We start from the raw sequence: 19,519 nt of genomic DNA on the forward strand, positions 1-19,519 counted from the left end.
TTTGCTGCAACGATGGAAGGGCTAGCGAATCGAGAATTTGCGATGTGGAGGTCGAAGCCCGGTGTTCGAGAGGATCTAGAACAACGGATTCGGGACTGGCGAGGGCTACTCAGGCGACAGGCAACTCAAGGACAGCAAATACTCCGAAAACTCATCGATGGGCGTCTACTGCTGACGCCACACATCGACGAAACCCCTGCCTACTATGAGTTTAGCGGAATCGGAACCCTCACCGGACTACTGTCAGGAATCGTTCCACATAAATTGGCGTCCCCAACGGGATTCGAACCCGTGTTACAGCCTTGAAAGGGCTGCGTCCTAGGCCTCTGGACGATGGGGACTTTGGCGTATGCGATGGCAGTCAGACACATTGCACTGCCGTCGAACGGAACTGCGATCTCTAAGCTTAGCATGGAGGTGTTTCACTATGTTGAGTTTGAACAGCGCGGCAAGTTGGCATCATTCCAAGGGCTCCTCATCAGTGTGCTCCATCAGTGAGAGGACCATCAAGAACCAGGCCCTTAATGGTAGCACTTACGGTTACACCGGAATGAAATCGGCGACGTGGGTGGGGTCCATAGGTCGCGTCGCGAGGGACACGGCGAGCAGGATGCTGGTATTGGCTGCGAGACCCCAGATACCGGGATGAATCTGTTGCCACTGGAGGACCGGCATGAGGTTCCAGACGACCGTTGTGAGGCAGCCTGCGACAAGACCCGCGATCACTCCAGGTGGCGTCGACCGTCGCCAGTAAAGACTGGCGATGAGGGCGGGAAAGATTTGGGCAATGAAGCCATAGGAGAGAAGAAGGAGCAGCACCAATGAGATGTTGGAATAAATAGCGACGTAGTACGAGACAGCGCCAATGATAACCACGGCCCAACGGATCAATCGGGTGTCATCGCCGTCGTGCATCATCTGCGGTACGAGAACCCGATACCCATCCTTAATGGCCACAGCACCGGCAGCGTGGACGATCGCGTCCCCACTTGACATTGAGGCCGCGAGAGCGCCTGCGCAGAACAAGCCTACGATCACTGCTGGTAAGTCGAGTGAAGTCACAATCGTTGGCAGAATCGTATCGACCGGTGTGACGTCAGGAAAGATGAGGATGCCCGAGAAGCCGATGAGGAGAATTGGCAGGAGAAAAAATGCAAACGTAGGATAAAAAACGACGGTCTTGCGTAGCGTTGCCATGCTGTTAGCCGTATAGATCTTCATGAAATAGTGTGGCCAGACGCTGAACCCGAACACGGAAATGGCAATCGCACTGGAATAGCCGCCCCACGTCCAGGGCGCTCCCGCGGCATCAAGGCCCGGTGCTGTCAGCATCGCAGGCGAGGTCTCGATGAGTCGGGCAAACATTGGCCCGATACCACCGTGGAGCGTATACGGCAGGTACAGCCCGAGTCCCCAGGCCAGGCTCATCATGAGAATGCCCTGAAAGGTGTTGGTCCACGCGACGCCCATGACGCCGCTTCGGAAGACATAGAGCAAGACCACGCCGTAGGTGATCGCGGCACCCGCCCAGACCGGCATTCGCCCTTCGGTGACGACGGAGAAGACATATCCGGCGCCTTGCATCTGCAGCGTCAGGTATGGCACGAACGCGGTGAGGCTGATCGCAGCCAATATCATCGAAATGTAACGGGAGTGATACCGGTGCGCGAACAGCTGTGCCTGAGTAACGTAACCAAAGCGACGCCCCAGTTGGGCGACTCGCGGTCCAAAGAAATACATCGGCACGAGGCCGAGGCTGGTATAGGAAATGATGTAGAACGCAGCGCCACCTCGAGAATAAGCCCAGCCTGGCCCCCCAAGAAATGAAAATGCACTGAAGATGGAGGCGCCAAGCACAAAGTAGAGCACAAAAAACCCGAGTTGCCGGTCGCCGGCGACGTATCCCTCTGTTCCGGTCGACGTTTTACGCCCCGAGAACAGGCCAACCGCAAGCGACAAGGCCAGATAGCCGACCGTAACGAGGAGCACCGTCACCCAGGCTGCCATGCTACGGTCCGTTGTCTCGGGGTGCCCGGAGGTCGAAGACGAGGAGCACCACAAACGAGATGATCGTGAGGCCGAGGAGATAGACCAACGAAAAGGGTAGTCCGAAGACGAGCGGACGAATCCGGCTTACGAGCGGGTATACCGGCCACATCGTGGCGATAAACATCGCAGCGAAGAACAGAGCGAGGAGCCGGAGGCCAGGATTTTGCACGCGATGGCTCTAGAGTGAGCGGTCAACGATATGAGCGGGGGAAATCTGGTCAAGAGATGTAGTGCCCGCTTGACGCATCACCATCTCGAGTTCCCGTCGCAGGAGTTCAAGCACGGTTTCGACGCCCGCCTGACCGAAGCTCGCGAGTCCCCAGAGATACGGTCGTCCGATTCCAACTGCCGTAGCGCCGAGCGCAAGTGCCTTGAAAATATCGGTGCCCCGTCGAAAGCCGCTGTCGATGATGATCGGCAACCGGCCGCCGACGGCTTCGGCGACTTCTGGAAGGCACTCGATTGTTGACCGACCGCTCGCTTCGGCTCGGGCTCCGTGGTTGGAAACGACGAGGCCGTCGGCTCCGTAGGCCTCGCAGAGTGAAGCATCCTCACCGGTCACAATGCCCTTGACCAACACCGGCATGGTGGTTGCGTTCTTGAGACGGGTCACATATTCCCAGGTCATACCGCGCGGTCGTGGTGGTCCGGTTCGCGGAGGGGTCCCAGTGATCCGAAACAAGCTGGCATCCAGATGTGTATGCATGGCCCGGGGACGATTCGGGTCGTGGCACAGGGTGCAGTTGCGGTCATCACGCCGGATACCCCGTGCAACCGTTTCGCGATTACTGTCCCCTTGTAGGTCGACTGTCAGCACGAGAGCCGAACACCCGGCGTCCTCAGCACGTTTGACCATCGCTTGCGTGGCTGTCCAGTTCTCAGCGGCGTAGAGCTGAAACCAGACCGGTCCGCCACGCGCAGCGACCACTTCTTCAACAGGTGTTGAAGCGACCGTAGATAGCATCTGGAGATGGCCTTTCACCCTTGCTGCCCGTGCGACAGCGAGTTCAGCATCAGGATGGAAGGCGCCGTTACTTCCCGTTGGCTGAATGACGATAGGTGTATCCCATCGGTGTCCAAATAGACGGACAGACGTATCAAGTTGGCGGATATCCACGAGGCGACGCATTCGAAGCTGAAAGCGCAAGAATCCCTCTCGGTTGACCTCAAGCATTCGGTCATCGTCCACGCTAGTTGCTAGGTAGGCGTAGTGCGCGGGTGGGAGGACGTGCTCAGCGACCGACCGAAAGTCGAAGACATTCAGAGCATCATTTTCTGAGGCGATAAGGGTGCTAGATTGTTCGAGCTGCTGCGCCGTATGATTCGCAGTTGAATCAACACTGAGGCAAGCGGCCGTCAGGTCCCGGACAAGCCCGGTTCCGAGCATACCCGCCGCCAGCGCGGGGCTTCCGGCGAGATATTGCAGAAACAGGCGCCGGCTCGCGGTGACATCAGCATGCGGCATCGGCGTTCTTCTAATGGCAAGTCTGCGTCGAAGAAAGTGCACGCGACAGGCTGCTGACTAACTTGAATTCGATTGCACGCGGGCGCCAACAAAGTTATAGAGCCAGGCGAATACGGCCCCCGCGATCAATCCGTCCAAGCTTCCATAAAGGGCGCCGGCAACTACCTGCCCGAGGCTCGCCGTGGCCTGATAGCCAGGATAAATTGACGAGACGACGTCCAGAAACGCTTGACCGTAGCCAGGCCAGATGAGATTTGCGAGGCCCGTCAATAATACGGCCCCCATGCCCCAAATTAAGCCGAATGTGATGGCAGTGGTTTTTACATCTAGTCTCATGACATCGACCTCCTATCACCTGTTTCCGTCTTGAATCTCCTCGATACTATCCTAGATGGAGTTACCGTGCTGTGGCACGGCCGGTCATGGGCACAAACCGGACGGGAATCGTTTCGCTGGTGGTAATTCCACCTTCGGTTTTCGTCAGGACGGTCATTATCTGAAAACCGCGCCCGACAGGAAGAACGAGTCTTCCTCCCACGGCTAACTGTTCGATGAGCGGCTGAGGCACGTGGTCAGGAGCTGCGGTGACGATGATGCCGTCAAATGGTGCCTGTTCAGGCCAGCCTAGGTAACCATCTCCAACTCTTACCTGCACCCCTCCGATTCCCAACTGCGCGAAGGTGCTAACCGCCCGTTCCGCAAGCTCTGGTAGAATTTCAATGGTATAGACTTCATTGGCGACTTCAGCCAAAACCGCTGCCTGATACCCAGACCCAGTACCTATTTCAAGAACTTTAGCCTCCTCTGGGAGGTTGAGTAGCTGGGTCATGTAAGCGACGATATATGGCTGTGAGATCGTTTGCTGGTATCCGATGGGCAGCGGGTGGTCATTGTAGGACAGTGCGCGTTCTGTTAATGGAACGAAGAGATGACGAGGTACACGCGCCATGGCTGTTAGAACGGTGGGAGAAAAAATGTCGCGTGCGCGAAGTTGGCTTTCGACCATCTCCCGACGCTGGACTGCCCAGTTCGATGTCTGCTCTGCTTGGTGGGGAGAGGCGGTGGTTCGGTCAGTTCGCCCTACGCTACACCCACCAAACAGGATAAGCGTGATAAGGAGTGTGCTGGTGCCACAGGATATCTTGGCCATGATTACAGTTCCTGGACTTTGACAGGTATTCTAACCGGGAAGGAAAGGGGTGTCGGTATCCAGGCCTACTCACCGCATGTTTTAACCGTTGATTAGACGGTCAGGTGAGGGTCTTCGTTTCTCTCCCTAGATAGAGCGCAAAATGTGGGAACGCGTCTCTCCGTTGTTCCGCTCGCTGTTCTTGGCGGTCGGGTTAATACTCTTAATGACGTATGGAGCGCATGCTCAAACTGTACTTCTCACTGGGTCCATTACCGATGAGCAAGGCGGTGCAGTTGGCGGTGTGACAATTACCGTTACCTCGACCATATCCTTGACACCTGTTGTAGTGGTCAGCGAGGTGGATGGGAGCTACCTGATTCCCACCCTGGTCCCGGATACCTACAGCGTGACGTTTGAGTTAGACGGTTTTGACACGCAGCAGTTCAACGCCGTGAAGCTAACTGAACGAAGGCGACATGTTCTTGATGTCGTGCTTGCACTCTCATCGTTTAATGACCGAATCGACGTGGTTGGGGTGACGCCGATGCTCGGAGGAGGCATTCCGCGGGACCGAGTTGCGTCGACTGTGTCAGTGGTCAACCCTGACGCACTTGCCGCGACCGCGGTATCGTCAACGGCCAACACCCTTAATCAACGTTTGGGTTCGGTCAGCCTAGAGGGGGCAACGACGAATCCCTTCCAGCCGACATTACGGTTTCGAGGTTTCACCGCGTCTCCACTGTTGGGACTTCCACAGGGCATTGTGGTTTATCAGAATGGCGTAAGAATCAATGAATCGTTTGGTGACACGGTGCAGTTTGACCTAATTCCGCAGTTTGCGATTGACCAGATTCAACTCAGCGCTGGTGCATCCCCAACATATGGGCTGAACGCGCTCGGTGGTGCGCTCGCGCTGCGTCTCAAGAATGGTTTTGACCAAAATGGTTTCCGCGGGAAATTATCACTTGGTTCCCACGACCAACTTAACGGGACGGCTGAGTTTGGAACGAGGCTGAACTCTTTTGCACTCTATGCCGGGACGTCGCGATTCAAGGAATCCGGGTGGCGAAGGGCTTCACAGTCAGATGTCACCCAAGCGGTAGTTGACGTTGGGTATCGCGAGGGTATCTTGGATGCAGGTCTCAGTTATACCCATGCGAAGACTAAGTTAAACGGTAATGGGGCCGCACCGGTCGAGTTGCTCAACGTCGACCGGTCAGCGGTTTATACCTTTCCTGATACTACGAGGAACGAGCTGGCGTTTACGCAAGGTCGCTTGTCTGTAGCGCTCTCGCCGACTTGGTCGTTGGACGCAACTGGTTATTATCGCGACATGGTCAGGCACACTCTGAATGCGGATGAATTTGAGCTGGCACTGTGCGACAGCTCATCACTGCCTGACGGATTTCCGACGAACGCGCTCTGTGCCAGCAGCCACCTCGATGGCGGACTCGACGGCGAAAGTCTTGTTGTCGATGTGTTAACCGGAGCGTTAATAACGCAGAGTGAAGCGTTGGGTGATGGCGCGTTGAACCGGACAAGCACCTCTGCTGATAGCTATGGAGGGACGGTGCAAACAACCTCTAGGGCCGCTCTCGGGTCGCACGACAACTTTCTTATTTTTGGAGCATCCATTGACCTGGCAGACGTAAGGTTTGGCTCTAACAGTGAGGTCGGCACTATGACCTCCGAAAGGAGCGTGGTCGGCTCAGGCATGCTCGCTGGAATAGCTGGGCGCGCCCCAGATGACCGGTTCAATACAGAACTCACGACGGCAAATCAAACTCTCGGACTCTATTTTTCCGACACATTTTCGGCTATTGATCGCGCTCACCTGACTGTCTCTGGACGATACAACTGGACCCAGGTGGATATCGCTGATCAACTTGGCACCTCACTCAATGGGACGCACGTTTTTCGACGTTTTAATCCCGGGATTGGTGGTGTCTATCAGGTGAGTGATGCCGTGGCGGTGTTTGGGCAGTATGCGGAGTCTAGCCGCGCTCCTGTGGCAGCGGAGCTGAGCTGTGCCGACCCAGCTGAACCATGCCGGATTCCTAACGCCTTCGTGTCTGACCCCCCACTCAGGCAGGCTATCGGCCGGTCATTCGAAGGCGGGCTTCGGGGACGTTTAGGCGTAAGGAATCGAGCTTTTGAATGGTCGGTTGCGACCTATCGAACACGTATTGCCGACGACATTCTCTTTGTCGCATCGCCCAGGCGAATTGGCACTGGCTTTTTTCAAAATGCTGGCGATACAAAGCGGTTAGGATTCGACATCGACTTCAGCGGAGAGGTGGCTGACCTCGGATGGTATGGGAGTTATGGTTTTGTGGACGCCTCATTCGAATCGGTTCTTGCGCTGCCTGGTAACCAGGAGGTTAACGACGCCGCAACCGAGACCGGTGAGGTCCATGTGACCCCGGGTGACCGACTTCCCGGGATTCCGCGACACAGCTTTAAGGCAGGGGTGCAGCAGGAATGGTCGGAATCCTGGTATGTATCTCTTGAGGCGATTATTGAGTCGAACCGCATCTTCGTGGGGGACGAAGGCAATGACCAACGGGCGTTGAACGGGTATGGCATATTGAATTTCTATACTTCATATCGTCTTGGTCGGCCGGTGGAACTGTTTGTTCGCATGGACAATCTTCTAAATAGGCAATATGAGACGTTCGGAGTGCTTGCTGAAGCTGACATTGCGCTGAAGGAAGTCCCGGGGGCCAGTGACCCAAGGTTCGTGGGGCCTGCCCCCCCACGAACGCTGATTGCGGGAATGCAGTTTAACTTCTAGGCCGACCGATGATTGCCTCGGGACGATGGTGGGCCGCGATGGGATCGAACCATCGACACCGTGGTTAAAAGCCACGTGCTCTACCACTGAGCTAGCGGCCCGAAGAACCTCAACAGGTCGATTGTACCACGCGAGTTTAGACCTTCTGTGTTAGCCAACTTCGAAGTGTATTGTCTGCTCCAGGTATCGATAGGTGGCCGATTAGAGCAGCGTCAGCGTGTTGACTGTCCTAATAAATGCATGATACAGTGCAACTTACGTCGTTGGATCGATGTTTGTGTTGCATTGGGCATGACTTCAGAAAGCGAAGGAGACCGTGGCTAGGGGGTTTACTGTTGGTGCGAGGCTCTCTGAGCCTACCTACGGTTTGGGGTCAGTCATAGCCGTTGAAGACGTGTATATTCGAATCGATTTCGACGAGCACGGTGTGAAGAAGTTCCTCACGAGTCTTGCCACTTTCGAACACTCAAAGGAACCGGCGCCAAGTCGTGCTGGGAGAAGGAGGCGGAAGACTGCAGTTAAATCATCCAAGACCAAGACTGCACGGTCTCCGAGGAGTTCGGTAAAGTCGAAGTCTGTGAAGGCTGCCAAGAAGGCTAAGGCTAGCGCTTCAAGGTCCGCTTAACGTCGTTATTCGAGCTTTCCCGCCTGTCGTTTTGCTTAAGCCAATTGGTCGTTTGTCCGGTTTTCAGCGCTTTTGTTTCTGGCTCATTGAACCGCTCTAGCTGCCGCTGTCGCTCGGCCGTCCGCTATGCAATTGGGGATGCCGTTCCCTCGGAAGCTGGTTCCGGTGATAAGGAGGCCTGGTGTGTGCTGAAGCTCGTGGTCAATGGAAGCGAGCCGCTCAAGGTGACCCACCTCGTATTGCGGGCTCCGGTTTCTCCAACGGTAGACACGAGAGAACTGAGGGTCGCACTCGATCTTGAGGATTCGAGCGAGGTTCCTATGAGCCAATTGAGCAATATCTTCGTCATTAGGATTACGGTTGAGAATGTTGGGGTCTCGGGCTCCGCCAAGGAAGACCCTGATAAGTACTTGTCCTGCCGGAGCCCGCCCAGGCCCCTTCGAAGATACCCAAGTAGCGGCGATAATTGATAATCCTGTCTCAACTCGGGGTACAACGAATCCACTGCCGAGTAAAGCGTGCTCGATGGCTGACCGTGGATAGGTCAGTGCTACGGTTGCGGTCGAGTTGTGCGGAATGTTCAAGCAGTGTTCGGCGAGCTTGGGGTGTCGGGTTTCGAGCAGACCGGCGGCGTCCGACGCCGGTATTGCAAGGATTACCGCTGACGCTACTGTGATATCACCCGTTATTCGGACGACAAACGGACCATTGTCATCGATAGATATAACTCTGGTGCTAGGTGAAAGGCGCTCAGGTGGTAGCACGGATACCAGATCCTCGGTCATTTCTCCAAGTCCCCCGGGTAGTGACCGGAACATCCCATCCGCTATAGGGGCGGGCCTCCTTCTTCTATTAAGTCCACTGTTGCATCTACCGATTTGAGTCGGCACGCACGCAGAAAGCGATCATTCACAGTATTATCGCACTGCGTTCTGGTTCGATGTCTCAATCCATGCTAGCCTGAGAGGGCTAGTGAGTCCGATACTGGTTCGTCCCGTTCGTGAGCAGTTTGAGCACGATCGCGTCATCCGGCTGCTGCAAAACCGCTGGCGGCGTCGTTACGAGGTGGGTGTCAATCTCAGCGGAGAGCCTCCGTCCCCGCTTCGCTTCGGTCGTCGGTTGTTGTTCCCCGACTTGGTCCTGAACTCCCGCGATGGTACGCGTCAGTTGCTTGGTGTGGTCGAAGTGGAAACAAACGCCTCGATCAATCACCTCGAAGCGATGTCACAGTGGGCGACGTTTGCAAGGGTTAAGGCGCCCTTTCACCTCTACGTTCCCTTGGGAGCTCTTGATGCAGTTCGACGCTTGTGTGACGCGAAAGGAATCTTCGTAGAGGAGATTTGGAATTACCATACTATCGGTGCACAGGTTCGCCTTACACTCGCGCATCGGGACCGAAGCCGGGCCACAAAAAAGGCATCGAAAAGGTCTGGTTCCAAAGCGAAGAGAAGTAATAAGACTTCGAAAAAGAAGAGTGTGAAGGTTGGTCGCAAAGCGGTTGCTGGGCTGAAGGCTGGAAGGTCGAAGAAGACGAAGGCAGCCGCGGCTAAGAAGACAACGAAATCATCCAAGCCGCGTAAGGCGGCAGCCAAGAAGACGGCAAGAAAGACCACGAAGCTGGCTCGGTCAAGGGTCCGCAAGGCCTCGGTCAAACGTTAGTCCTGCCGACGGATTGGTTATAGTGCAGAGTCCGGCGTAGCTCTGGCCAAAGTAAATGCCGTTTCTTCGGTATGACCGTGATCGTCGTGGGAACCTAAGCACGTATTTAGTGCACACTTTCCGTAAGGGAGGAAAACCTCACTCCCTGGTGCTTTACTGGTTCCGGTCTCCTCCTAATGTCCGGGTAGGTCGGCTTGCGATCGACGATGACACGATACGGACGATTGAGGAGTTGTATCCCGATTTGGCGTTTGACTGGCCGAAGCTCCTTAGTCAACGTCCGCCTCCTCTGGAGATGAAAAAGTTGACAAGCAGACGGCGTCAGGACAAGGCTCCGAAGAGAGACTCCGTAGGTGGTGGACGACAGTCGGGTGGGGTGTGCCAGAAGGAAAATTCACTCGAGTCCCGGGTCGGCGGGATGGATTCTCACCAAGAGGGAAGGGAGTCTGACAACTCGCCGGAGGGGAGGGCCGAGTCCACGGAGCTGTCTTCACCAGACGTGGTCCTAGAGTCACAAGCGGCGGTAGATGAAAAGGTTCAGGTGGAGGCAAATGACAGTGGGTTGTCCCAGCGGGAGTCGGAATCGGAAAAACCGATTGACCAGGTCGATGGTCCTCCGACGACAGGAACTGACTCTGATGGGTGAGTGCGGCAGGGGTGATAATCCAGGAATGAGAGATTGCCTACTGTTATAATGTGGTCATGAAATCAATGCGGGTTTCTTCGGTGATGGCAGGCCGTTTCGCACTGTATGGGACGTGTTTTGCATTAGTGGTGGGGTCTGGTGTGCCCCTTACCGCCCAGCAGGTGCCGACTCTCTTCCCACCTGGAGACCAACCAACTTTCCGGGCTGATGTCACTCTTATCACTAATGATGTGATCGTCCGTGATTCCAGTGGTCAGTTTGTTTCAGACTTAACGAGAGATGAATTTGCTATTTACGAGGATGGCGTTATGCAGGAGGTTGCTTCGCTAGTCCTAATTCAAGGGGGCCGTGCGTTTAATTTACAACTTCCCGCACCTGCACCTGTTGCGGAGGGGATCATTCTTCCCACAGCACGGCCCCGTAATGATACGGCTGGCCGGGTGTTGATGTTATTTGTCGATGACCTGCATATGGAGGCATCAAGCACACCTCGCATCCGTGATTTATTCAAGCGAATTGCAGAAAATTTAGTACACGAAGGGGACTTATTTTCCATTGTGTCCAGTGGTTCTTCGTCGATTGCGATCGACCTTACGTATGATCGTGGGTTACTCGATTCAGCAATCGGACGGATCATGGGCAATGGGATGACGCCCACGGATATTATTCGTGGGCCGCAGGGCAGTCGCGGTCCAAGCGAGTTGCTCTATCGGGCGAATGTGGCTGTTCAAACGGCCCTGTCGATTATCCGCGTGCTTGAGCAAATCCAGCATCGTCGAAAGGCGATCGTTTACGTGAGTGCGGGCTACGACCTGAATCCATTTGAGGAAATGCGGTTTCATGAATCTCGCACCTTTGGAGGTGGGCGATTCCGGCTCGATCAGATGGATTTTGAAGATACTGATGAGGCCCGTCGGGTGCGCACGAATCCGTTCATGGAACAGACAAACTATATGTTTGCCGACCTGGATATGTCGAACCAAATACACCGGCTTACCCGGGCCGCGAATCGTGCTAACGCCACGTTTTACACAATTGACCCTCGAGGACTGATTGCGGGGGTTGACATAGGCGAAATGGAAGGTCAGCTCGATCCGGTGCAGTGGTGGGACTACGTTCAAAAATCTCAAAATACCCTTCGCACCTTGGCGGAAGCCACCGGTGGTTTTGCCATGGTGAATAACAATGATTTTGATGGAGCCATTCGCCGAATTGACGCTGAAACGAGTGACTATTACGTCGTTGGGTATTACTCTAATAATTCTGACCCGAACCAATGGCGGCGGCGGCTTGAAATTTCGGTAACTCGTGACGATGTCGATGTATGGTCCCGAACGGCATACGAATTAGCCGAGCCCGAGGATCCTCAAGTCGCTCCCACCCGCTGAGACTTGGTTCACTTCTGTTTTCGCCTTCGCTGAGCTCTAAGTGTTTCGCGAGTGCGCGCTATCGCGTCATCAAGATAGCTCTGGTCCATTTCTACGCCCACGAAATTTACACCAAGCTCAGCACAAGCGATCGCTGTGCTTCCTAGGCCGACGAAGGGGTCGATGACCAGGCCGGTTCGTTCGAGACCGTGCAGTCGGATGCACCACTCAGGCAATTTCGGAGGAAACGTGGCTGGGTGGGGCCGTTCACGCTTTCTATTCTGTATGGTTGTATACGGAACAAACCAGGTGTTCCCGCGGCATCGGACGCCATCGCTCCCGGCCTGCCACCGTGAAATGTTGGACTGGTCTTGGTAGGGTACGCCGATTGCCTGGCGGTCGAGCGGGGTTCGTCCCTCAGGGGTCAGGTGAAAGACGAACTCGTGGCAATCATTGACAAACCGGTCGCTATTGATCGGTTTATAGTGGCCGACGGCGAGGTCCCTATCGAGTGTTGCTCTAGCGCCACCGCCGCGGTCGATTGCGATTGACTTAACCCAGTGAATGATATTTTGCAGTTTGAGGTGTTCTCTGGCAGTTTGGGCTACGTCAAGCGCCGTCCATGGACGAGTGGGCGTAGCTCCAACATTTAAGAAGAGCGAGCCGCGAAGAGTTAGGGTGCGCGTTGCCGCAGCAATCCACTGATCTGTCCACTCCAGGTACTCTTTAGTCGGCAGTGCGTCGCGATAAGAGCGGTATGAAACACCGAGATTATAGGGTGGCGAGGTCACGATAACGTCTACTGAGGCTTTAGGGAGTCCCCTTAGGAATTCAAGGGCGTCAGTATGATGGAACCGGAAAGTCCTGCCTGAAGACCGTAGCCGTGCATAGGGTTTTGGATTGAGGCGAGGTCGAGGCATGTAACCGATCACCTTTTAGTAGAATGACAAAAGTGTCAAGGTCCAATCAAGTCAGGGGCGTGGCAGACATTGTTGTTGCGCTGTCTGCGGAATTTGCTACAATCCCAATCGTTTTTGGCCTGCTAACAGTGAAAACCAAATCAGGTGAATCGTGTGGGCAAATTAATTAGCATCCGGAGCCTTTATAAGCTCCTACATATTGTCCTCTTGAGTGTGATGGCAATTATATTCGGAGTGCTGTCCACCGACGCTGCCAGCGTCCGAAATGGGGTCAGGGTGGAAGAGGCGGAGCAGGCTGGCGCCGTAGAGCCACGCACGAAACAGAACGAAAATGGTGAGACGGTTCCCGATGTGCGTGCGGCCGCAGCGGTTATTTACAACCCGATTCGTGGTGAGGTGCTTTGGGAGGAGAACTCAGAAGTTCAGCGGCCAATAGCCAGCATTACGAAGGTTATGACGGCCGTTGTATTTTTGGAGGCCGAGCATAACCTTTCGCAAATGATCAGAGTGGCGAGAACAGACGTCCAGAGAGCATCGACGACGTATCTTCGGCGCAATGAGCAGCTGACTGTGAATGACCTGCTTCACCTAGTGTTGATTGCATCTGATAATGGTGCTGCAAGGGCGCTAGCCCGAGTGTCGGCTTGGGGCACCGATGGCTTTGTCGGACGAATGAATCAGAAAGCGACGGCGCTGGGTCTGCATAGCACCGTGTTTACTGATCCTTCTGGCTTGGATAGCGGGAATCTGTCCTCGGCTTACGATTTATCACGGTTGATTGTTTATGCCGCTGGTAACGAACAGATTTCGGGGATTATGCGGATGGGTGAGCATCGAATTAGGACCAACCGCCGGCAGGTAAGGGTCCGGAATACGAACAAGCTACTGAGGCATGAAATCAACGTATTGGGCGGTAAAACTGGATTCATTCGGAAGTCCGGGTACTGTCTGGCCGTGCTGCTGGAGTTACCGCAGGGTGAGATGGTGGCTATGGTGTTGCTTGGTGCCCGTAGTGATGCAGCACGGTTTTTAGAGGCTCGTCGGCTGTTGGGCTGGTTAGACACTAGGCGGCCCGCTGAGTAGGAAGTAGTCAACCATTTAAGTGCCCAATGGGGCATTCTGAAATACGGTAGCTCCATTCCTGAGATACTTCGGTTTGGAAATATGTCAAAGTGTAGCGATGGGCTTTCGCCTTTGCCCGTCTAGAGGCCGGTGAGAGGATGGGCACCACTGTAGTCTTGACTAGAGGGCGCTATTGGTTCGAGTAATAGTGAGGACAATTATGGCATCCGATAAAGTTCAGACGTTCACCAAGGATAATTTTGAGACATCAGTAATCCAGGCAGGAACTCCGGTTCTGGTTGATTTCTGGGCTGAATGGTGCGGTCCGTGTCGGCAGTTGGGTCCAACGGTGGATTCATTGGCAACAGACTATGACGGCCGCGTCACGGTTGGTAAGCTGAATGTCGACGAGAATCCTGAGGTTGCTGGCCGATTCAGTATTCGCGGTATTCCTACACTACTACTGTTTAAGGATGGCGAGGTGGTGGATACGGTCGTTGGGGTCGCAGAGGGTGCACAACTGAAGCAAATGCTTGACAAGCATCTGCAGACTGTTGCCGGTAGTAGATAAGGGTTTTGTGAGACTTTATTTCAGCGTTTTGTATTGGTCGTGTGAGAGCCAGCGTGGCTAACATGAAGCAATCGGAAGAGGTTGTCATAGTAGGCTCGGGTCCGGCTGGGTTGACAGCGGCTCTCTATTCGGCCCGAGCTAATCTCAGCCCGCTACTGATTGAAGGTGTCCCGGCTGGTGGGCAGCTGATGTTAACCACTATGGTTGAAAATTGGCCTGGCTATCGCGATGGCATCATGGGCCCTGAGCTCATAGACACTTTGAGAGCGCAGGCCGAACGGTTCGGAGCAAGGATCGTTAATGGTCAGGTCCAGCGTTTTGATTTAAGAGACACCCCTTACATCATCGAAACTTCCGACGCGCGGTATGAGACACGAGCTCTCATAATTTCGACTGGAGCGTCTGCTCGATTGTTAGGCCTGCCTTCCGAACAGGTTTTGATGGGGCATGGAGTGTCTACTTGTGCAACCTGCGACGGCTATTTCTTTAAAGAGAAACGGATTGCGGTAGTCGGCGGTGGTGACTCAGCGATGGAGGAGGCGCTGTTTCTAACGAAGTTTGCCTCTCAGGTGACCGTTGTGCACAGACGTGACGTTTTGCGAGCATCAAAGATCATGCAAGATAAGGCTCTGGCCCATCCACGAATTACTTTTAAGTGGAATAGCGTAGTTGAGGATATAAGGGACCCCGATAAAGGTGTGGTGACTGGTATCGTGGTTAGGAATACCGAAACGACAGTGGCCAAAGAACTCTCTGTCGACGGAGTGTTTGTAGCCATTGGTCACACTCCAAATACCGAACTTCTGACGGGGCAGCTCGAGCTTGATAATCACGGCTACATCTTGACAACCGCCGGAGCCAGAACCTCGCAGGCTGGCGTGTTTGCCTGCGGGGACGTACAGGACTCGGTCTATCGGCAAGCAGTGACCGCAGCTGGGTCTGGTTGCATGGCGGCGATCGATGCCGAAAGGTATCTTGAAGGACTACCGCAGGCTGCAGTTGAAAAAGGTTCTGAAATAGGGTCCGCAGGATAGGCTTTAAGGCGTTAATCTATCCAACCACCGCCGAGCACCTCGTCCGCATCATAGAATACGACCGCCTGTCCGGGGGTGACTGAGAGTTGAGGGTTGTCGAAGCGGACGACAGCACGCCCACCCTCCTGTGCATGGACCACCGCTGCTGCTTCAGCATGTCGGTGTCGAATCTGTGCGGTTACCTGAAGGGGTGTCTTGGGGGGTGCTCCGCCAATCCAATTTACTGCGGAGGCTGTCAGGGTGGACTCCTCTAAGTCCTTCCGATTACCTACGGTCACACTACGAGATATTGCGTCAATAGAGGTTACATATAGTCGGCTACTTGAGGCGATTCTAAGTCCCTTGCGCTGCCCGACAGTGAAATGGTGAACGCCGTCATGCTGACCAAGGATTCGACCTGACTCGTCAAGAATATTTCCCTTAGGCAATGGTGTAGTTGCATGGCTCTCGACGAAGTTCGCGTGGTCGCCGTTCGCAATGAAGCACAGCTCTTGGCTGTCGGGTTTATCGGCTACGGGTAAATTCCAATCACGAGCATACGAACGGACCTGTGCCTTGTTGAGCGACCCGACTGGAAAGGCAGCCCGTGCCAGTTGGGCCTGGTTTAGTGAGAACAGAAAGTAAGACTGGTCCTTTCCTCGGTCGACGCCCCGTCGCAGTCGATAGAGGCCGGTGTAAGCATCGCGATCGACTTGGGCATAATGCCCCGTGGCGACAGCTGCAGTATTGAGAGCGGTTGCTCGGTCAAGCAGATGGGAGAATTTGAGCTCACCGTTACAGTGAACACAAGGGATCGGGGTCCGCCCTGCCGCATACTCACTGACGAAATTCCGGACTACGTGTTTACTAAATGAACTCTGGTAATTGACGATGTAGTGAGGGATCTCGAGGGTGGCAGCGGTCCTCCGAGCATCGTGGAGGTCGTCAAGCGTGCAACAGCTTCCGAAGTGTTCATTCTTGCTCTGGTCGTATAGTTGCATCGACAATCCAACTACATCGTGTCCGGCATCGTTCAAAAGAGCTGCAGCAACCGAGGAATCGACGCCACCCGACATAGCAACGACGATTCGCATTAGCGATTCCCTCTTGATGCGCTCGAATCACTTTCAGTGGGACGCCTATTTCTATCCATGCGGAGACTACTACTGGACAGGGCTCGTAGGCGGCCGACGATGGCAGGTAATATGTTTACCAGGTGATCCACGTCGGATTGGGTATTGCCCGTTCCTAGACTAAATCTAATAGAACTCTGCACCCGATTTGAAGGGAGTCCCATTGCCCGAAGTACATGTGACGGTTCAAGTGTGCCTGAGGAACAGGCGGAGCCAGTAGACACAGCCACCCCTTCGAGATCGAGCGCAATGAGAAGAGACTCGGCTTCGACTCCAGCAAAACTGATATTTGAGGTGTTAGGAACTCGTTGATCTTGCTGACCATTGATTGCGGTGTCCGATATTTTTTGCAGAATGCCTTCCTCAAGAAGATCCCGTAGCGCGGAGAACTCATGTTTGGACTCGGCAAGCTTCCCCTGTGCTAGTGCTGAAGCGACACCTAATCCAACCAAACCTGGGACATTTTCGGTGCCAGCCCGTCGATTCCGTTCGTGTCGTCCTCCCGTTTGAACAGTGGACAATCGGATGCCCCTTTTTAGCCAAAGGGCTCCAACGCCTTTGGGGCCATTATATTTGTGCGCCGACAGCGATAGTAAGTCCGGTCCGAGTGTCTTCACGTTAACAGGGATCTTGCCAATTGATTGGATGGCATCAGTGTGAAACAGCGCGCCATGCTTGTGAGCGATTTCAGCCAGTTCAGTGATTGGCTGAATTGTACCGATTTCATTATTCGCATGCATCACCGAGACGAGTGCGGTATTGCCATCAATTGCCTTTGTAAGGTCTACGGCAGACACCATCCCATTGGTGTCGACCGGAAGAAGAGTGGTTTGCCAGCCTTGGCGACCAAGCGCTTTAATTGTGTTCAACACTGCTTCGTGTTCGATTGCGCTGGTGATCAAATGTCTACGGCCTGTTGACCTCACCGCGTCTGCTACGCCACGAATTGCAAGGTTGTCGGCCTCGGTACCTCCGCTAGTAAAGACAATCTCTGAGGGTTCGGCCTTGATGAGAGCCGCAACAGTTGCTCGAGCTTTGTCGACCAACTGCTTAGCACGTTGGCCAAAGTGGTGGACGCTAGATGGGTTTCCAAACTCGACCCGAAGAGTGGCAGAAATAGCTTCGACGACGGCAGGGTCAAGAGGGGTGGTAGCGTTGTGGTCGAGGTAGATCCGCATTGGTGGTCATCCTGTGGTCATTCGTCTGTTGATTGCCGCGAGGACCTAACTCGTGTGGTGCAGATTCGTGCAACGGCCCAAAGGGTCGCTATGTGGTCAGGCCACAATTGAGATCGGCAGGGTCGCGAATCAACCCACAGTCATTTCCATCATAGCATCGGCCTCCTAAACATAGGCAATAAAACGAGCTATGAACGGCGAGAATCACTTTCATATACCTGTCTACTTTCATATACTGGTTGACTCGCCGACTTCAAACGCAGCCAAGCGTGTTGGCGACTGCTCCTGGAGAAAGTCGATATGTGGAAACGAGATGAATCAGTGAAGAAGATCAATTCCAATAAACGAGGCATGGACCTAAATGGTTCAGGAGATGAAGGGGTTGATTACCGGGCCAACGTTGGAGCTAAGAGTCCCGTGACAAAAATCGTCAATATCGGTAAGTCCGTCATGATTAAAGGTCAGGTCAACGGTAACGAAGACCTCACGATTGAGGGACGTGTTGATGGGAAGATTGAGCTTGAGCAGAACGTTCTGACGATCGGGCCCAACGGTAAGATTGAGGCTGAATTGATTGCGAAGTCCGTAGTGGTATTAGGCAACGTGACGGGTAATGTAACAGCCACGGAACGAATTGAAATTCGCGATAGCGGTTCCGTTGATGGCGATCTTGTTGCACCCCGGGTGGTGATCGCCGAGGGTGCTCATTTCCGAGGCAGCGTTGATATGCAGCGGGGAATTGTAGATCAGTCGGAATCTGAGAAGAAGTCCACTGAGGTAAAGCCGGCGACTGAGAGCTTTGAGTCCAAACGGGCTGTACCTGCCGTACGATAGCTTTTAGAAAGTCATTTGTAATTGTGTGGCTTCTTCCTATCCTTACTTCAATACGATTGAAGTGAGGTCACGGTAGTGGCGCTTTTGTTTGTAGGAGTTTATAGTTGTCTCTGTTGGGCTTCTTCGAAATGAATCAACCACGTTAATTAGGCAAGTATGACTGGAAGGCGGCAGGCGCTCGGTCGAAATCTGAGGGAACTACTTCCGCGTCCGCACCCAGGTTGCCGAGTTTCCAATATTGGAAGCGTCATCGGCAGTCAAATTCCCTTTGACGATCGTCTGGGTATCGATTCGGACGCGGGGTCTCGAGGGCCCCCGGATGCATTAATTTGCAAGGATGACGTGTCGAGCTCTCAGAGATTTTCATCAGCAAATAATCGTTCGAATTGGAGCGGTTCGGGTGGATTATTGCGCCTTGATCAAGAAACTTCGGGAGACACCATTTTTTCAACGAGGGGCCTTGGTCGGTTTGTACAGTATTTGGAGAAGTTAAGGTCTCCAACGGTAATTGATTTGGGGCCAGGGGTCGGTTCCAGTGTGGCCTTCTTCGGAGAGCGACTCGGTTGCAAGTTGATTGTTGAGGATCTATTTACGGAACTTGATAATTCGGCGGATCAAACTGAGCCAGAGAGTGACCGATTAACTTCGGTCATGCGTGAGCGCCTCGATTATAAGGCCGATAGTATCGATGGGGTGCTGTGCTGGGATGTGTTTGATTACCTAGACAAGCTTTCAGCTGAGAGTCTTGCGCAGCAAATTGTCCGCATTTTAAAGCCTGGCGGCGCGGTGTTTGCTTTATTCAGCGAGTGCAGGCTTAGCGAACGTTGCCTCGCAAAATACGCGATTGTCGACACTGAGCATTTAGAATTACGAACGTATTCTACTGCTCGAAGTAAGACCAGGTGGTGGGGCAGTCGTGATGTGTGTAAGCTTTTTCATGGCTTGACTATAGGTGAAAGCTATTTACTAAGAATTCAAATTCGTGAAATGTTGTTTTTGAAGCCGCGGCCTACTACGGGCCTCTAAGTCGAATCTTTAGTTAGCGATTTTGGCTCGAAGCGACAGTGTTAG

Annotated in this window: 19 protein-coding genes and 2 tRNA genes; 10 read left to right on the top strand and 11 right to left on the bottom strand. The window is 54.0% G+C overall.

Annotated elements, in window-relative coordinates; translation table 11 throughout:
* Positions 1 to 265 precede the first annotated feature (265 nt).
* Positions 266 to 341 (bottom strand) — tRNA-Glu (locus QGH09_05180).
* A gap of 13 nt (positions 342 to 354) precedes the next feature.
* Between QGH09_05180 and QGH09_05185 the strand changes: the two genes are divergently transcribed.
* Positions 355 to 498, top strand: a complete 144-nt coding sequence (locus QGH09_05185; protein ID HJO17574.1) for a hypothetical protein — start codon at positions 355 to 357, stop codon at positions 496 to 498.
* A 42-nt stretch (positions 499 to 540) separates the two neighbouring features.
* On the opposite strand, the gene QGH09_05190 is transcribed toward QGH09_05185, so the two are convergent.
* The 5 genes from QGH09_05190 to QGH09_05210 form a co-directional block, all read right to left on the bottom strand.
* Entirely contained in the window at positions 541 to 2,007 is a 1,467-nt protein-coding gene (locus tag QGH09_05190; GenBank protein ID HJO17575.1) for a sodium:solute symporter family protein, read from the bottom strand.
* Position 2,008: 1 nt separating this feature from the next.
* A complete protein-coding gene (locus tag QGH09_05195) occupies positions 2,009 to 2,218 on the bottom strand; it encodes a hypothetical protein (GenBank protein ID HJO17576.1) in 210 nt (69 codons plus the stop codon).
* Positions 2,219 to 2,227: 9 nt separating this feature from the next.
* Positions 2,228 to 3,514 (bottom strand): alpha-hydroxy acid oxidase, encoded by a 1,287-nt coding sequence (locus tag QGH09_05200; protein ID HJO17577.1) that lies wholly within the window; start codon positions 3,512 to 3,514, stop codon positions 2,228 to 2,230.
* A gap of 57 nt (positions 3,515 to 3,571) precedes the next feature.
* Complete coding sequence (locus QGH09_05205; protein HJO17578.1) at positions 3,572 to 3,850, bottom strand: hypothetical protein; 279 nt, start codon at positions 3,848 to 3,850, stop codon at positions 3,572 to 3,574.
* Positions 3,851 to 3,911: 61 nt separating this feature from the next.
* On the bottom strand, positions 3,912 to 4,664 hold the full coding sequence (locus QGH09_05210) for a protein-L-isoaspartate(D-aspartate) O-methyltransferase (protein ID HJO17579.1): 753 nt from the start codon (positions 4,662 to 4,664) through the stop codon (positions 3,912 to 3,914).
* 142 nt (positions 4,665 to 4,806) lie between these two features.
* Here QGH09_05210 and QGH09_05215 point away from each other — a divergent pair, with 142 nt between their 5' ends.
* Positions 4,807 to 7,440: a TonB-dependent receptor gene (locus tag QGH09_05215; protein HJO17580.1), complete on the top strand. Its 2,634-nt coding sequence runs from the start codon at positions 4,807 to 4,809 to the stop codon at positions 7,438 to 7,440.
* Between the two features lie 26 nt (positions 7,441 to 7,466).
* Here QGH09_05215 and QGH09_05220 read toward each other — a convergent pair.
* Both QGH09_05220 and hemG read right to left on the bottom strand, forming a co-directional pair.
* Positions 7,467 to 7,541: transfer RNA gene (locus tag QGH09_05220), tRNA-Lys, on the bottom strand.
* 607 nt (positions 7,542 to 8,148) lie between these two features.
* Positions 8,149 to 8,883, bottom strand: a complete 735-nt coding sequence (gene hemG / locus QGH09_05225; GenBank protein HJO17581.1) for a protoporphyrinogen oxidase — start codon at positions 8,881 to 8,883, stop codon at positions 8,149 to 8,151.
* A 154-nt stretch (positions 8,884 to 9,037) separates the two neighbouring features.
* On the opposite strand from hemG, the gene QGH09_05230 reads away from it, so the two are divergent.
* Genes QGH09_05230 through QGH09_05240 form a run of 3 tightly spaced genes read left to right on the top strand, consistent with a single transcriptional unit; the run spans position 9,038 to position 11,758 of the window.
* Positions 9,038 to 9,724 carry a hypothetical protein gene (locus tag QGH09_05230; GenBank protein ID HJO17582.1) on the top strand — a complete coding sequence of 229 codons (687 nt, stop codon included), beginning with the start codon at positions 9,038 to 9,040 and terminating at the stop codon, positions 9,722 to 9,724.
* A gap of 55 nt (positions 9,725 to 9,779) precedes the next feature.
* Positions 9,780 to 10,370, top strand: coding sequence for a hypothetical protein (locus tag QGH09_05235; protein HJO17583.1), 591 nt, complete (start codon positions 9,780 to 9,782; stop codon positions 10,368 to 10,370).
* Between the two features lie 56 nt (positions 10,371 to 10,426).
* Positions 10,427 to 11,758: a VWA domain-containing protein gene (locus QGH09_05240; protein HJO17584.1), complete on the top strand. Its 1,332-nt coding sequence runs from the start codon at positions 10,427 to 10,429 to the stop codon at positions 11,756 to 11,758.
* An 8-nt stretch (positions 11,759 to 11,766) separates the two neighbouring features.
* Here QGH09_05240 and QGH09_05245 read toward each other — a convergent pair whose 3' ends face one another.
* Entirely contained in the window at positions 11,767 to 12,657 is an 891-nt protein-coding gene (locus QGH09_05245; protein ID HJO17585.1) for a site-specific DNA-methyltransferase, read from the bottom strand.
* A 216-nt stretch (positions 12,658 to 12,873) separates the two neighbouring features.
* Between QGH09_05245 and QGH09_05250 the strand changes: the two genes are divergently transcribed.
* From QGH09_05250 to trxB, 3 genes are all read left to right on the top strand, one after another.
* The gene (locus QGH09_05250; protein ID HJO17586.1) at positions 12,874 to 13,740 is read left to right on the top strand and encodes a serine hydrolase; all 867 of its coding nucleotides are present in this window, start codon (positions 12,874 to 12,876) and stop codon (positions 13,738 to 13,740) included.
* A 199-nt stretch (positions 13,741 to 13,939) separates the two neighbouring features.
* Positions 13,940 to 14,290, top strand: coding sequence for a thioredoxin (trxA, locus tag QGH09_05255; GenBank protein HJO17587.1), 351 nt, complete (start codon positions 13,940 to 13,942; stop codon positions 14,288 to 14,290).
* A 62-nt stretch (positions 14,291 to 14,352) separates the two neighbouring features.
* Entirely contained in the window at positions 14,353 to 15,324 is a 972-nt protein-coding gene (gene trxB, locus QGH09_05260) for a thioredoxin-disulfide reductase (GenBank protein ID HJO17588.1), read from the top strand.
* An 11-nt stretch (positions 15,325 to 15,335) separates the two neighbouring features.
* Here trxB and mnmA read toward each other — a convergent pair whose 3' ends face one another.
* Both mnmA and QGH09_05270 read right to left on the bottom strand, forming a co-directional pair.
* Complete coding sequence (gene mnmA / locus QGH09_05265; protein HJO17589.1) at positions 15,336 to 16,397, bottom strand: tRNA 2-thiouridine(34) synthase MnmA; 1,062 nt, start codon at positions 16,395 to 16,397, stop codon at positions 15,336 to 15,338.
* Positions 16,397 to 17,614 (bottom strand): cysteine desulfurase family protein, encoded by a 1,218-nt coding sequence (locus tag QGH09_05270; protein ID HJO17590.1) that lies wholly within the window; start codon positions 17,612 to 17,614, stop codon positions 16,397 to 16,399. Before QGH09_05270 ends, mnmA begins: the two co-directional genes overlap by 1 nt.
* A gap of 300 nt (positions 17,615 to 17,914) precedes the next feature.
* On the opposite strand from QGH09_05270, the gene QGH09_05275 reads away from it, so the two are divergent.
* Positions 17,915 to 18,448 carry a polymer-forming cytoskeletal protein gene (locus QGH09_05275; protein HJO17591.1) on the top strand — a complete coding sequence of 178 codons (534 nt, stop codon included), beginning with the start codon at positions 17,915 to 17,917 and terminating at the stop codon, positions 18,446 to 18,448.
* Between the two features lie 156 nt (positions 18,449 to 18,604).
* A complete protein-coding gene (locus QGH09_05280) occupies positions 18,605 to 19,474 on the top strand; it encodes a methyltransferase domain-containing protein (protein ID HJO17592.1) in 870 nt (289 codons plus the stop codon).
* The last annotated feature ends 45 nt before the right edge of the window (positions 19,475 to 19,519 follow it).

The sequence above is a fragment of the Vicinamibacterales bacterium genome (genome assembly GCA_036012125.1).
Taxonomy (GTDB): Bacteria; Acidobacteriota; Vicinamibacteria; order Vicinamibacterales; family UBA823; genus UBA11600.